Source organism: Acinetobacter sp. 1124_18A (assembly GCF_052824995.1).
In genome coordinates this window covers 38230-54130 of record NZ_VTDF01000002.1, presented here as the reverse complement: position 1 = coordinate 54130, position 15901 = coordinate 38230, and the positions used below count along the sequence as shown (strand labels likewise).

Sequence of the window (15901 nt, the reverse complement as noted above, 5' to 3'; positions counted from 1 at the left end):
GTTATTTCCCCTCTGCTCGATGGTGGCTATATCCCCGCTTTTTTAACTCGATTTTACTAATGACGCGTTTATGAACTTCATCTGGACCATCCGCTAAACGTAAAGTTCGCGCAAGAGCAAAAAAACGAACCAACGGCGTATCATTTGATATTCCCATTCCACCGTGAATTTGAATTGCCATGTCCATGACTTGTTGCATTACATTAGGGGCAACTACTTTAATGGCCGAAATTTCAGTCATAGCTGCAACATTTCCAACGGTATCCATTTTCCAAGCTGCATACAAAGTCAATAATCGAGCTTGATCAATCGCAATTCGGGCATCTGCAATACGCTCTTTATTGCCGCCTAATTCTAAAATTGGTTGACCAAATGCCGTACGGCTCATACCACGATCAATTGCCAACTCTAGGGCACGTTCCGATGCTCCCACACAGCGCATACAATGGTGTATTCGCCCTGGCCCTAAACGCCCTTGTGCAATTGCAAATCCTTGTCCAGCTTCGCTAATGAAATTACTCACAGGTACACGTACATTATTAAAACTAATTTCACCGTGACCATGCGGTGCCTCAGTTTCATTAAAAACTGGAAGCATTCTTTCAATCTTGATTCCAGCCGTATCGATAGGTACTAACACCATCGAATGCTGTTGGTGTTGACCTTTATTTTCATCGGGTGTGCGTGCCATCACAATCAATATTTTAGCGTTCGGATCACCTAAACCTGATGACCACCATTTTCGACCATTGAGAACGATTTCATCACCCTCAATAACTGCGGTAGTTTGGATATTGGTGGCATCACTCGATGCAACTTCAGGTTCGGTCATACAAAAAACTGAACGAATTTCGCCTTTTAATAATGGTTCTAACCATTGTTTTTTCTGCGCTTCATTCCCATAACGCCATAAAACTTCCATGTTGCCAGTATCAGGAGCATTACAGTTAAAAACGGTAGGGGCTAAAAAACTACGACCTGTTTGTTCTGCGATATGAGCATATTCTTGAATATTCAGACCCGCGCCTAATGTGTCATCAGGTAAGAACATATTCCACAAACCAGCTTCCTTTGCCTTATTTTTTAATGTTTCCAAAGCAGTCGGCCATTTCCATGTAGTCCAATCCTCATGGTCGCAAGTCCGTCGAACCTCAGCCCAAAACTCATCTTCAATAGGCTCAATTTCAGTTGCCATGAATTGCTTAACTTTTTCTAAATATTGTTTACCACGAGCGCTAAGTTCAAAATTCACGGTTTTAATCACTCTATTTGTTGTGCTATTTCCTGAACATACCTAACTTGCTACAATGAATAAAATGAATTGTTTGAATAACAAACCATGAATGAAATGAATAATAATGTCGCCTCTCTCGCTCGTATTGATCTCAATCTATTTCGGGTGTTTGTCACAATTTATAAAGAAAAAAATCTAACACGTGCGAGTGAACAACTTTTTTTAAGTCAACCTGCTGTTAGCCATGCTTTGGCTCGTTTACGCGATCATTTTAATGACCCACTTTTTATTCGAGATGGGCATGGTGTTGTTCCATCACCTTTAGCCAAACGTTTATGGCCTAAAATTGAACAGTCATTGCAACTGATGCATCAAGCAATTCAAAGCACTTATGACTTTGTGCCAGCACGAGATTTAAAGCATCTCACCATCGCTATGAATGATGAGTATGAAGGGATTTTTTTACCCTCTATTATTCAACACTTAACTCAGTTTAATCCTAATTTGCAGTTAAATAGTGTACGCATTGATCGTAAAAACTTAAGACATGAGCTTTCTACGGGTAAAATCGATTTTGCGATTGATGTTCAACATTCTGTTGAAGAGAGCATTGGTTATGAATGCTGTACTAAAGATCAGTTTGTGGTAATAAGCCGCAAGCAGCATCCTTTATTATCATCTACTGATCTAACCAAAGAAATTTATTTAGATGCTAAGCACATTACTGTGTCCTCTCGTCCCACAGGTCGTGTCTTCGAAGATTTTTTCTTATCTAAACAAGGGATCAAAAGAACAATTAGTTTCCGCTGCCAACAATATGAAACTGCAATTCGATTAATTACACAAACGGACCATTTACTCACGATTCCTCAATGCCAAATTGCTTATTTTAAAGATAATTATCCTAAAATTAAGGTGCATCCACTCCCCATTGATATAGCTGGATACCAAATGAATTTATATTGGGATCAGCAAAAGTCCCATGAACACCAAATAGTATGGTGCAAGGCGCAACTATTGCAGATTATGAATAATTTATAGAATAGTTTCACAACTGATTCAAAAGCATAATTCCCTTATTAAATTAAGCTATCTTGGATAATTTTTAATTCTTAGTAATATTGAAAATCATGTAAAATAAACTTATAGACAACTTTCAAATGAAAGTGGAATTATGGATATAAAATATTATGGAAGATTTAGATTCATTTTTCAGCTCCCGAATTAAGTTTAAAAACCTAAAGATTCTATCCTTATTAGGCCAGCATAAATCACTGACTAAAGTGGCTCAACTTATGCATATGACCACTTCAGCCGTATCTAAATCTTTAGCAGAAATTGAAACTAATTATGGTGCACAATTATTTAGAAGAGAGGTCGGACAACTAGTTCCATTGCCAGAATGCCTTATTCTCATTGATTCCTATCTAAAAATTGAAGCTCAGTTACGTGAAGGCCATGATAAAATTGCTCTACTAAGAGGAATTAAAGCCAGTAAAATTTCTATTGGTGTTCATGCTCCATCCTTAGAAAATGCTCTCGCTAATGCAATTATTCGATTTAAAAAAATTTCTCCTGAAACCGAAATATGTATTAAGGCAGGCGATAAAACTTCACTCCTAGCAAGTTTACGCGCGGGTGAACTAGATTTAGTCATTTGCCGTGCTGAAATAGATGATCTAAATAATGACTTACGGGCAATTTTACTACATGAGCATCAATTGCTATTTATCGCTAGTACAAGCATGGATATTCCAGATACACATAAAGATTTAAAAAGTCTTTTACAATATCCGTGGTGTCTCACATCTTCAACTTGCCCAGTACGTCAATGCTTTGATGCTAATTTAGTAGCCAATGGATTAAAACAACCAAATAATATAATTGAAGTTGATAACCCAATTAACTTAATAGGTATTATTATGCAAAACTATGACTGTATTTCAGTTGCATCTAGTAATTTGGCGAAAACATTACAAAAACAGAATAAAGTAAAAATAATTAACCGTGAATTAAGTTTTAATATAAAACCACAAACAATTATATGGAATAGTAAAATTCCTTTAAATATTAATGTTAGAAAATTACGTGATTTTATATGTTATGAAGCACATTAAAAACCTATATTAAAAAACACCCATACTATTTATGGGTGTTTAGTAGGTACTTAAATTAAATAAATCTTCATTTATACTGTACTGGCCTTGTTTTCATGGATAGAAATAGTCAGATTATCAATATCTACAGGACCATCCGTTAGCATAATTGAATCTGTTTCCCCAATTAAAACTGTATCGGAATGTCTAAATCCTCCTACTCCTTCAATATAAAGTCCAGGCTCAATGGTCAAACACATTCCTTTTTCAAGTGGACGATCATATCCTTCAGCAAAGAAAGGAGCTTCATGAGCAGTTACACCCATTCCATGTCCAGTTCTGTGAAGTAGATAATCTCCCATACCCATTTTACGGAAATAATCATTTACTTTTCGATCAACTTCACTCATGAGAATGCCAGGTTTAGCCATTTCAAAAGCAATACGGCGCCCTTCTAACATTATTTCAAAAGGTTTTTTCGCTTTCTCTGGAACCTTCCCTAGGAAAAAAGTTCTTTCTATCTCTGCCCCATAACCATTCATCACCGCATTAATGATAGATACATGTGGTCCGCCCTCCTCCATTACCATATCGATATTTGTAAAGTTATGCGGATCATGAGATACGCTCGGAGGTTGAAAAATAGCTGTAACACGGGTTGCAAGTGGGTTGATTTTCTTATTATCTTTTGCAAGTTGATTCATTATAAATCCTCTTACTTTAGTCGCCATTTCGGTTAAAGACATACCTGGATAGGCCGATTTTAAAAGTAAATCATGTGCTTTGGTGGCCAGTTCACAAGAATAAACTAAACGGCCTATTTCATATTCTGATTTAATCATGCGTATATCATCAATAATATCACTGCGAACACGCTCACCAGGCGTTTCTACATATATCTGCAACGGGCAAATTGACTCAACACCAACTCGTTCATTTTCAGAAAATAATTCTTTAAATCGGTCACTCCAAGCTTGTCCTTGAGGTGCGGGAAATTCGAAATATGATATAAGTTCAATATCTCCCACTACGCGAGTTTTTACATGTGGAATTTCTAATTGAGGAACAACAAATTGAGGGATGCCTTTACTCGGTATGACTAAAACAAAAGGACGTTCATGTACTGCATTCGCAAAATTTGTTAGATAAAAAATATTATCTGGACAGAAGGCCACATAGTGATCTAATCCTTCCTCTACCATACGAGCCTGTACGCGTTTTAAACGTTGCTCAATTTCAGTTTCTGTTGGTGGATAGAAAATTGGTTCTATACTCATCTTGGCTCTCCTGTTTAGATTTACTTAATAGACTGAAATTAATTTGTTCGTTTTATTTCTAGAACATGAATTTAAGTCCAATACCATATGTAGAAGGGTCATCTCCTGGTCCTTCAAGTAAGATGTTATTCATCGTATATTTAGCCTTGCTGTTATTATCAATATACTCAGCTCGAATATAGGCATCTAAGTGTTTGTTAATATGGTAATTAGCACCCACAGCATAAATCATGGCTGATACATCTTGTTTATCAACCTGTCTATGATATAAAGCGGCTTTCAGGTTATATTTTGGCTGTTCAAAATTTATCATCGTGCCGTAAATCTGAGCAGAAACGGCATCTGGACTATTAGGTTTAAGGTAGTTAGCAGTACCAATAACACTTAGGTTTTTATTTAATCGTTTTAGTGCAAATACACGATAATCTTTTGTTTTAATCTCATCGTAAATGACGCCGTTATATTCGACAGAATAATTACTAATTAATTCATTATAAGATGCACTTATACGATTGGTGCCATCATCATAAACAGCCATAGCTGCATAATTCTTAGCATCTAGGACTTTTGATGCATCACCTACCATTTGGTTTGGTGTGTAATGAAATGTCAGTGTCGTATTCTTGAAGTTTGGTGTGGTATAGGTAATGGCGCGGCTAGATCTAAAATCGAATGTGGGTGCGCCAGTTCCTAAATCATATGCTTGATAACTGAGCGCAGATGGTGCAAGCGCGGTCGCAAATAACTCTTCATACACACCAGAAGCATTTAGCGCCTGTCGTCCATATAACAATGTGCCATATTTTTTTGAACTAATACCAATAAACTCAGCGCGAGCAAATGTTGTATCTCGAACAAAGTCCATTTTGCGTAAATCAATCCAAGATTCAGCATTACCCACAATAGCAAGATCGTCATTCAGTTTAAGATTAAGCTTTAACCCGAGTCGACTCGCATAATCCATACCACTTTGAAAATCATGTGAATTAACAACACCAGAGTGTGAATAATTTACACCGTAGTCGAAAACCCCATAGACTTTAAAAGGTGAGTTTGAATCCCCCACTTGGATATCAGCAAAAGATTTCATTGGTAAAATAAATAGACCTGATATCAACACATATTTCAACATTAATCGGTACTCCATGACCTTGATTATTTAATTCCTTTATTTAAAGTACATAAAATTTAGATATTAGAATATTGATAATTTCTCCATTGCAGTTGAGTATTTTTCTATTGATTCTATTAAAAAATTCAATTTAAAACTTATAAGATATAATTTTGACTTTTTAAGGTTTAAATAAAAAAACCACTTTTTAAAGTGGGTTTTTTATTAAGTTAAAACTTATTCATTTCTACTTCATATAATCTATTTTTAGGTTTTAGATTAAGAGCAACTTCATTTTAACATTAGCTTACAGGTTGTGACTTCATAACTATTTTTTCTTTACTTTTATAAATTAAAAGAACACCTATAGAAATCGTTGCAGCAGATAATAAATAGACAGCTGGTGCTTGCAAAATTCCTTTACTAAGCGCATAAGTCGTCACAATAGGTGATACAGCTCCAAAAAGTGTTACGCCAATGTTATAGCCCAAACCAATTCCTAAAGCCCGTTGTCTGGTAGGGAATTGATCTGTAATAAAAGGGAAATATGCACCTACAGTTAAACCTAAGCCAAGAGAACATACGATTTGAAATAAGAATAAACGAGGAGCTGAAGGTGAAATCAATAAATATTCGTAAAGTGGAATACCGATACAAGTTGTGATTATTGTTCCCGTTAATAAGATTATAATAATTCGACCAGATTTATCTGCCCATAAGCCACCAATAAAAGCTCCCAAAATAATAATGAGTGCTGACATCATAGAGCTAGCCGAACCAATAAATGGATCAATATTCATTGCTTGCTTTGCAAATGAAGGCATAAAAATAATGACAAGATAAACTATGGCAGACCCAAAACCTGATAAAGATGCAACAAGTAAGATACGTTGAATAAACTGTCCACGACTTAACTTAGTTTGAACGGTTTGTTTTTTAGGAGCATGTATTAACTCATTACTTTCTTCCATATGTCGACGAAGATACAAACCAACTGGAATAATAATCAAACCTATGAAGAAACCGATTCTCCATCCCCAATCTAAAGTCGCTTGTTGACCTAAGACACCATAAATAAGTAATGCAATCCCTGAACCTGTTGCGAGTGCAAGATACGTTGAGGCGTTAAATAGTGCACTATAATATCCTCGGCGATTCTTTGGGCAACTTTCCATTACTAATGATACGGCTGCCCCAAACTCTCCAGATGCAGCAAGACCGGCGACTAATCTACCCAGAACGACCATTGCTGTTCCAAAATAACCAGCTTGTAGATATGAAGGTGCACAAGCAATCATTAAAGTACCTATGCCCATTAACATCACCGTCAAAACCATTGCTGACTTACGCCCCTTTCTGTCAGCATAATTTCCAATCAAATAAGCACCAATCGGTCTTACCAAGAAGCCGACAGCAAAAGTTGTTATGGCAGCGAGTGTCGAAAGTATTTCATTTTCTGCTGGGAAAAAGTTATGCGCAATAGCAAGTGCAAAATATCCATATAACGTAAAATCAAGCCATTCAAGAAAGTTACCCGCAGATAGTCCAAGAAATGAACGTTTACTAATAGATTTATTCTCATTCAGCATTTTGGTCTCTCCTGACCTAACATCTATTTGTTCAATCCAAACTACACAAAATGCTTTAACTGGAATATTGATATAATTTCCATCGCGATTGAGTTTTTTTCTCAACCAAGATTTAATTTATCAAAAACATGGATATTTCTATTAAATGCCTTTCACAACAACTCTAATGCTTGTAACACACGATCTGAATTATGCCGTGTTTTTAAATTATTTAAATTGCTCACCCAACCCCCACCAAAAAATATTCCAACAACCTCTCCCTTTCATCTGGCTTGTTTGGGTCTAAAAGCTGGACCATCGCACCATCAATCACAAACAAGAACATGTGGGCATCTTGCTTTAAAGCATTTGCATTAGTCGTTAGAAGCAAATTATAGATTTCATTAATGAACCAGTTTCGATAATCAACGACTACCTGATATGCCTTGGGATGTGTTTTTGAAATTTCAAAAATAGCTTTAAAAGGCAAATGATAAAGTCCGTCTAAATCGGCATGTAAAAAGTAAATTTTGCGGAGTTTTTCAATTAAGGTTAAGTCTTTTTGAATATAAATGATTGAAAGCACTTCTTGTTTAAGACCATCTTTTTGGAAAGTCAGGCTCATTTCAATTAGCCTTTCTTTTGAGTGAAAGTAATTATAAAAAGTGGCTTTGGGAACTTTTGCTGACTCAATAATTCGGTCGACCCCGACATTATGAAAGCCATAGTTGTTAAACAGATATCGGGAAGTGTGAAGCACACTTAAAGCACGAAATGGAAGATCTGAATGTGGCATAGTTTTACCGTTATAAAATAAATTATTGTTGTATATATATGAGATATAGAAACCTTTTCCCTTTTACAGGGTGAAAAAGGCACAGCAAAGCCGTAAAGACTGTGCTTGGCACATCTCAAGTTTTATTGTCGCTAAGTTTTTGGTCGTGACGAATTAAAGTCCGATAAGCCTAATGGCGATCAAACTGTTTTAAAAGTTTAAGTTGTGTCGATATAGCTTTTGGCAAAGACTGCCAAGAAAAAATGAATGTGCAAAGCCAACTCCTTCTATTGGGAGTTCTGCCAAAGCATTATAAATTATGGTGGCAGAACGGAAGCAGGTTGACAGACTGGGTAAGACTCCAGCACACCCGAAGGTGTCCCACTCCCGTCCTACCGCTACGGGAGGGAACGGGTGTGCACACATAAAACTATCCCTCAGAAAGGAATAAGTCTGATGCGGTCTTACTACATGGTCTGTCAAAACCAGCTGGCAATGTAGGCCAGCCCGCAAATGGTAATCTTCAAAAATTAAGGTGTCAATGTGAAATTGGCTAGAAATTATTTAATTAATTATTGTTTTTCATTTAATTACATAATTAAGAAAAACCTTAAATATTGGCTTAACAATTTGCTTTTATAAGAGCATTGCAAAGCCTCTCTATAACGTTTATCGAGTTAGATATATTTTAAATAAAAAATATAATGATATGTACTATATAAGATGACTTAGAGTTAAACGCACACTGTAGGTTTGTGTAGTACTCTTACCCCCTACTTTGTTATAATTACGAGTGCCCTAAAAAAAGAGACAAAGTATAGGGATCAATGGAAATGAACTTATCTTCTGAAGACCTACCAATTGACAGTGCTGTTTTAGTTAGCCTGATTAAACATATTCTAGACAATGCCACTATGTTCCAAACAAGTAGAGAAGATCTACTCTCTGCAAGTGGCATTGATGAAGAATCATTAGTTGATCCCAATGCATGTATTCCGCTGTACTATTTAGAACGTATAGTTACCTATTGCTATCATATTAATCATGACCCACTTATTGGATTAAAGCTTTTACAGCGGCTTGATCCGGCAGCATATGGAGTTTTAGGTCACCTAGTTCCTTTAAGTGGTACGCTAGGCGATGCCATAGAAATGATGCAACGATATCAACAGTTAATAGGAAGGATTGGTAAGATATCATTAAAAAAAGAGTCTGGTCTTATTTATTGGGGATGGGCGTGTAGATCCTTAAATCCAATATTTATACGGTGTGCAACCGAATACAATCTCGGTTATTGGTCTATGCTAGTACGCTTGGTAAGAGATAATGGATATCCCAATTTACTCGCCGTCCATTTCAACCATGAAATTGCAAATAATAATTTAGATTTACTACGTATTTACGAACAAACTTTTCAATGCCCTGTATATTTTGGTCAGCCAGAATCAGCTTTAATTCTTTCCGAAAAAGCCCTTAGCATGCCATTGCGGACAATGAATGCCGTCTTATATGACACAGTCGAACAATTAGCTAGAAAGCTCATAAAACAGATGACCATAAAAACAACTCTGGCTGAACAAGTACGCTCCAGAATTCGCCTTATGCTTCATCAAGGTAAAGTATCAAGAAAAATTATAGCCTCACAACTAGGTATGAATGAAAGAACTTTAAGTCGAAATTTACAGCTAGAGAGTAATAGCTATAGTCAAATCTTGGATGAGGTTCGCTTTGAACTCGCTAAAATTCATCTTCACAATAAAGAAAATACTGTCGAATCAATAGCTAAATCTTTAGGATTTAATACAAGCAACTCATTTATAAATTGGTTTAGAGCATTGACCTCTTCCACTCCGGGGCAATATCAAAAAAATCTATCTCCCCAAAATGAATAACTATATATTTCATCTTGCGAGGTAAATATCTTCCATTATCTATAACATTTTAATAATGCCCTAAAATCACAATCTCATGTCCCATATACATTATTCTTTCTTTTTTTATTTACATTTATCATGATGGTTCATGGTTCATTGAATAATATCAGTACTTTGGAAAAAGTATAAATCAGCAAATGGAGAAAGGAATGGACATCAGGATGAGTCAACGTTCATATAGAAAACTTGTTTCAGCTTGTTTAGTAGGGCTGCTTATTTCTGGTTGTGGAAATGATAATAGTTCTTCATCAAATATTTCCTCTCCCAACAATGATAATTGGCCAACGGCCCTACTTTCAACAAGTGCAGCAGTTAAAGTTGATGAAAATCAGTTCTTATCTACGAACATCATGCGTGACTGGCATAAAGAATTAGATGCATATGGCCTACGTACACCAGGCTCTACATCTCATGAAGCTTATATACAAGACTTATATAGTCGTTTGAAAAAAGCTGGTGTGCAAGATGTCCATTTTGAAGATACGGTGATTAAAACTTGGGAACCTACTTCCTGGAGTTTAGGAATCAGTTCAGGTATTAATGAATACCAGAAAGTTACCGCATCCTATATTCCATACTCAGGTAGTACACCTAATACGGGTATCGCTTCAGAACTTGAATATTTAACACCAAATCAATTACAGAGTTTGCTAACAGGCTCTACCAACTTTACAAGTCTCGCAGCAGACTACGCTGGTAAAATAGTCTTGGTTGATTTTCCTGTACCCGCTTTAACTGCTGGATTTTATGGTAATCGAGCTTTAAGCATTTACGACCCCGAGAATAACTTAAAACTTACTGACCCTTATAAACGTACAAACAATGGTACGGGTTCTGTTATTAATCTATTAAAAGGTTTTAAATCTATTGGGGCAAAAGGAATTGTTTTTATTGCAAATGATGCTGGTAGTAAAGAACTCGCTCAAATCTATGCTCCTTATTATGCTGATGTTTACGGTTTACCTGGTTTCTATGTTGATAAAGCAATAGGAGTCAAACTTCGAAATGAGGCAGCGTCTAATCATTCAATTCAATTAACACTTACGTCCACAGAAAAAAATGTGACAACGAAAAATATCGTAGGGACTATTGCAGGGAAAAGTGATGAACTTGTTGTCCTCAATAGCCATACCGATGGTACAAATGGTGTTGAGGATAATGGCCCTAATGCTGTTATTGATATTGCACAATATCTAACGAGGCTTCCAAAAAAATCATTAGACCGCAGTATCATGATTATGCTGTCAACAGGTCACTTTTATGCGGGTAGTGGTATCCGCACTTTTCTTGATCAACATAAAAATGATGGAGTAGTAGATCGTATCAATGCAGTAATCACTATTGAACATCTTGGAATTAATGAATGGATTCCAAATGAGAATGGTATTCTTGAGACTACGGGTAAAAAAGAAATAGGAGCTTTATTTACCTCTAATCAATCCGCATTGGTCGAGTTGGCTAAACAATGGCCCGTTAATGCAAAAGCAGGAGTTACTTTTGTTATGCCACCATTAAAACCTAATGGTACGTATGCTGAAGATGCTGTCTGGCCCGGTGAAGGACATTACTTTTGGGGCGCTGGTGGTATCCCAACAATTAACTATCTCACTGGTCCTGCATATTTGCTCAATTATGGGGTTAATACGGTTGATTTTGTAGATTTCGAGCTTTTAAAAAGAGAAACCGTAGCTTTTACTCAAATGGCTATAGATCTAACACATGTTCCACGTAGTGAATTACCTCGTAGAATGCCCCCTTCAACGCAATAATTAACTTTTGAAATCTCTACTTCTAAGTAGGGATTTCAGATTAGAAAGGAAAGTGTGAGATTTTTATACCTCTTTGCTATAAACAACAATCATTGTAAGGATACAAAAAATGTTTAAAAGAGCTTTCGTTGTAAGTATTTTAATGTCTACTTTATGTCTAACAGCATGTAATAATGATAAGACAGATAGTCCTATCGTAGAAACATCACCAACAATTCCTAATAAAGATAATTTTGAAGTCAATAAATATTTACAAGTTAACACTTTAGTTGAGCATGGAGATGCCACTAGTCATGTCCGAATTTATAGCTTAGTAAAAGGCCAAGGAGAATATGTCACTATTCTTCCCTCATTAGGTCGAGGTGTTGAAGATTTTACAGAAGAATACAAATCTACAATTACATCAAAATTAGTTAAAAGTGGTTATCAAGTGATTTTAATCCAGCCTAGAGGGATTGGACATAGTACAGGTGATTTGACACCAGCAAATGCTTCAATGAGTATGTTCGCACAAGATATTATCAAAACATTTCAAAAATTAGGGATCGAAAAAGCCAGTTTTATTGGACATGCTTTCGGAAACCGTTTAGCAAGAACAATCGCAACTTTATATCCTAAATCTGTTGATAAATTAGTTTTAATGGCATCAGGTGGGGAGGAAGATTTAAATCAAGCACAAAGAAAATGCCTGTTAAATTCTTTTAATTTAAATTTACCAAGACAAGAACGATTAGATGCTATTCAATGTGCCTTTTTTGCCCTAGGAAATGATCCAAGTGTTTGGTATACAGGTTGGTACCCTAATCTTGCATTAGCACAAATTAATGCAGGTCAAATGATGAATGGAGAATTCTTTAAGAAAGCGGGTGGAAAAGAATTCTTAATCATTCAAGCTGGTGAAGATTTCATAGCTCCTCCTGAATTAAATGGTCAAAAATTAAAACAGGAATTAGGTGATCAGGTCGTATATGTTGAAATACCACATACAGGTCATGCTCTTAGCTCAGAAGAACCTGATTTAATTTCAGATTATATTATTAATTATTTTAAAGGCACTTTGAAATAATTAATTAAGTTCTTTTATACTTGTTAAAAATGCCAATGCTTGCTCAGTCGATCCCTCATTTAAAGGATTATGATGAGGCTTAAAGTATCGCAAGCAGGCACGTATTATATCGTCAACCTTAGGCACACGATCTTGTCGAGCTGCTCGGAAATAATCTTTGAAACGAAAACAATGTGGTAATTGCGCATCTTGTTTTACTAGATTTTCGACAGCAACATAAGCCAAAACAATAAATAGGGGGAACGTGAAAACCGCTGCCCCCACTCGAAGTACATTGCTATTGCTAAAATATCTAAACATTGCATCGGCTACTTCACGGTGTTCTACCTCTTCGGCCCCGTGCCATTGCAACAGACGTAGCATTTCTACATCGACTGGTGCGTGTTGTAGTCCCTCTGCATTGAGAACCCAATGTCCTAACACTCCTGTCAGATGTTCGGCAGCAGCCACCATTGCTAATCGGGTCGTTAGCCACATCGACTTTAAGCGTGGATGCTTCAATTCATAGCCTAATGGTTTTGGGCCAATCATGTCATTAAATATCCAACTCGTCATCTGGGTATAACGACTTAAATCAATCCCTAAGGCCTCTATGTGCCGAGTTCCGAGAGTGTGTCCATAACTATGAGCGCCCTCTTGTTTAATGAAAGCAATTGCAGCCTCTTTAAGTTTTTCATCTTGAATGTAAGGCAATGCATCTCTAAACGTCTGACAAAACCAACGTTCTGGTGCAGGTGTAATCGGGTTAATTGAATTTAATATTTGTGAAACTATTGGATCGTCATAAATCCAATGCGTTGGCGTTTCAGTAAAATTAAATACAGGACGCCGCGGAACAATCACATGGTTTTGTCTGATTAAACTATTCATGATAACAACTCCTTATATCAAAAGCTTTTACCACTAATCTTGAGTCAGAATGTTAAAGCCCATACGTGGACCAAAGGCAATCAATGTACGGATTAATCCCTTAATTGCTTTCGGTTTTTGCCCACTGCTAATACGGCGAAATTGCGCTGCATGCCAACCGAGTTGCAAATAAGCATCTACTGGTTTATATCCAATCGCTGGAATTTTTGCTGGTTTTAATACCGATTTTCCGGCTAACAGTTGTTTGGCTAAATCTGGTTGTATTGCAAAAGGTCGAGCCATTCCTACAAGGTCAACCACCCCATCAGCCACAATGCGATTCATAAAATCTACATCACGCAGTCCACCTGTTAACATCAGTGGTAATTTGCTTTGTTTACGAAGTGCGGTGGCATAGTCAATAAAATATGCATCACGCTGAGCAGAACGATCTGGTGCATAGCCTAACTGTGCAGGAGATTCATAATTCCCGCCTGAAATCTCTAATAGGTCGATCCCTTCTGCTTCTAAAGCTAATGCAATTTGTAGAGACTCTTCCTGACTTAAGCCGCCCTTTTGAAAATCGGCAGAGTTGAGTTTTACACTTAATATTTTGTCTTTGCCTATTGCAGCTCGTACAGCTCGAACCGTTTCAATCAACATACGGCGTCGATTTTCAGGACTTCCTCCCCACCCATCGTTTCGAACATTTGAGAGTGGTGACAAAAATTGCGAGAGTAAATAACCATGTGCGGCATGAACCTGTACGCCATCAAACCCTGCTTTAACAGCAAGCTCTGCGGTTGTAGCAAAGCGTTTAATTTGCTCTAAAATATCTGCTTCAGTCATCGCTCGTGGAATACGAATAATATTCATAGCAGGTAAATCAAGCCCGACTGCTGAGGGCGCGATCGGCTTTTTCAAAAGTGGCAAAACCGCAACACGACCCGGATGGTTAATCTGCATAATAATTTTGCTGCCATTGGCTTTAGCAGCCTGAGCCCATAACTTATTGGCTTGTAAAAATTGCTCATCTTGCAAAACGACATTTCGTGGCTCAACAAAAGCACGATGGTCAATCATCACATTGCCCGTAACTAACAACCCAGTTCCACCCCTTGCCCATGCTGCATAGAGTTGTTGTAAGTCGGTGGTGGGTGAACCGTGTCGATCAGCCAATTGTTCACTCATGGCCGACTTTGCAATACGGTTGGGTATGGTTATGCCACACGCTAATTTTAATGGTTGCTGTAACGGAGAATTTGTAGATATAGACTTTGCCATGATAATTATTCCTAAAATTGTTTGTTCTGTGAGTACTGCACAAGCATCAACTTTTGATTATTTCAGCAGCTCTTCATTGAAATATTGTTTTTTTAATAAGTTCATCATGTCCCGATTGTCATGCTGCCAAGGATGAAAGTCTGCGGAGAAAAAGTCGAGATAATGTCTGCTAATCCGTCTAACTAAACCTTGTTTTCCAAACAAATAACGAAAACCTTGATAAAGTTCTTTTAAATCTCGTTGTTTGCCAGAAGCTCGTAACAGTTCGGTTGTTCCTCTGGTGGTAATGATAAGAAAAGAAAACGTGGTTTCTATCATGACCAATCGTAAGAAATAAGGTCTATTGACCAAAGACTGATACACATCAAAAGCTACAGCTTTATGTTCTGTTTCCTCAATCGCATGCCATGCCCAGATTTTTCTGACATGGGTATTAAACAACTTTAAATCTTGAGGCGCGGTACTAATGAAATAGTCAGCTAGAATTGCTGTGAGGTGTTCCATACATACCGTGCATGCAAGCTGATGAGCTGTAGAGAATTGTTCTTGCATCAAGCGATTCATCTTTTTAAAGCGCTTATAAATTCGGTCTACGGGATAACCCTTTTTCAGCATGACCGCATTGAGCACGTCATGTTCTTTACCGTGATGTGCTTCTTGACCAATAAAAGCACGGACTTGTTTAAGCAGAACAGGATCTTCAATTTTTGCCTGATAGTTACGCACACTATGAATAAATTGACGTTCACCATCTGGAAATGCGCTCGATAATGCAGTCAATAACATCGTAAGTAAGGCATTGTTATCAAACCAGAACTCAGGAATTTCATCTGGAAAAGTAAAATCCATTGTTCTTACAGGAATATCAATTGAAGCCGAGATTTTAGAAAAATCTTGTGTTTGTTTTGACTTAAAGAACGCATTCATCTTTATTCTCC

Annotated in this window: 13 protein-coding genes; 5 read left to right on the top strand and 8 right to left on the bottom strand. The window is 36.9% G+C overall.

What is annotated here, in order from left to right; all coding sequences use genetic code 11:
- Position 1: 1 nt before the first annotated feature.
- A complete protein-coding gene (locus tag FY048_RS04775; RefSeq protein WP_446090334.1) occupies positions 2–1252 on the bottom strand; it encodes an acyl-CoA dehydrogenase family protein in 1251 nt (416 codons plus the stop codon).
- Between the two features lie 87 nt (positions 1253–1339).
- On the opposite strand from FY048_RS04775, the gene FY048_RS04770 reads away from it, so the two are divergent.
- Positions 1340–2275, top strand: coding sequence for a LysR substrate-binding domain-containing protein (locus tag FY048_RS04770; protein ID WP_446090333.1), 936 nt, complete (start codon positions 1340–1342; stop codon positions 2273–2275).
- 149 nt (positions 2276–2424) lie between these two features.
- Positions 2425–3351 (top strand): LysR family transcriptional regulator, encoded by a 927-nt coding sequence (locus FY048_RS04765; RefSeq protein WP_446090332.1) that lies wholly within the window; start codon positions 2425–2427, stop codon positions 3349–3351.
- A gap of 71 nt (positions 3352–3422) precedes the next feature.
- Here the strand turns inward: FY048_RS04765 and FY048_RS04760 are convergent, their stop codons facing one another.
- The 4 genes from FY048_RS04760 to FY048_RS04745 all read right to left on the bottom strand — a co-directional run bounded on the left by FY048_RS04760 (position 3423) and on the right by FY048_RS04745 (position 8082).
- Positions 3423–4607 carry a M24 family metallopeptidase gene (locus FY048_RS04760; RefSeq protein WP_446090331.1) on the bottom strand — a complete coding sequence of 395 codons (1185 nt, stop codon included), beginning with the start codon at positions 4605–4607 and terminating at the stop codon, positions 3423–3425.
- A gap of 58 nt (positions 4608–4665) precedes the next feature.
- A complete protein-coding gene (locus FY048_RS04755) occupies positions 4666–5739 on the bottom strand; it encodes a porin (protein ID WP_446090330.1) in 1074 nt (357 codons plus the stop codon).
- 281 nt (positions 5740–6020) lie between these two features.
- A complete protein-coding gene (locus FY048_RS04750) occupies positions 6021–7307 on the bottom strand; it encodes an MFS transporter (protein WP_446090329.1) in 1287 nt (428 codons plus the stop codon).
- 220 nt (positions 7308–7527) lie between these two features.
- The gene (locus FY048_RS04745; RefSeq protein WP_446090328.1) at positions 7528–8082 is read right to left on the bottom strand and encodes a TetR/AcrR family transcriptional regulator; all 555 of its coding nucleotides are present in this window, start codon (positions 8080–8082) and stop codon (positions 7528–7530) included.
- A gap of 806 nt (positions 8083–8888) precedes the next feature.
- Between FY048_RS04745 and FY048_RS04740 the strand changes: the two genes are divergently transcribed.
- The 3 genes from FY048_RS04740 (at position 8889) to FY048_RS04730 (ending at position 12830) form a co-directional block, all read left to right on the top strand.
- Entirely contained in the window at positions 8889–9953 is a 1065-nt protein-coding gene (locus FY048_RS04740) for an AraC family transcriptional regulator (RefSeq protein ID WP_446090327.1), read from the top strand.
- A 203-nt stretch (positions 9954–10156) separates the two neighbouring features.
- Positions 10157–11764, top strand: coding sequence for a M28 family peptidase (locus FY048_RS04735; RefSeq protein WP_446090326.1), 1608 nt, complete (start codon positions 10157–10159; stop codon positions 11762–11764).
- Positions 11765–11873: 109 nt separating this feature from the next.
- The gene (locus FY048_RS04730) at positions 11874–12830 is read left to right on the top strand and encodes an alpha/beta fold hydrolase (protein ID WP_446090325.1); all 957 of its coding nucleotides are present in this window, start codon (positions 11874–11876) and stop codon (positions 12828–12830) included.
- Here the strand turns inward: FY048_RS04730 and FY048_RS04725 are convergent, their stop codons facing one another.
- The 3 genes from FY048_RS04725 to FY048_RS04715 are packed head-to-tail and all read right to left on the bottom strand — an operon-like array spanning position 12831 to position 15890.
- The gene (locus FY048_RS04725; RefSeq protein ID WP_446090324.1) at positions 12831–13700 is read right to left on the bottom strand and encodes a metal-dependent hydrolase; all 870 of its coding nucleotides are present in this window, start codon (positions 13698–13700) and stop codon (positions 12831–12833) included. It abuts the gene before it with no gap.
- 33 nt (positions 13701–13733) lie between these two features.
- The gene (locus FY048_RS04720) at positions 13734–14963 is read right to left on the bottom strand and encodes an NADH:flavin oxidoreductase/NADH oxidase family protein (protein WP_446090323.1); all 1230 of its coding nucleotides are present in this window, start codon (positions 14961–14963) and stop codon (positions 13734–13736) included.
- Positions 14964–15020: 57 nt separating this feature from the next.
- On the bottom strand, positions 15021–15890 hold the full coding sequence (locus FY048_RS04715) for a metal-dependent hydrolase (RefSeq protein ID WP_446090322.1): 870 nt from the start codon (positions 15888–15890) through the stop codon (positions 15021–15023).
- Between the last annotated feature and the right edge of the window lie 11 nt (positions 15891–15901).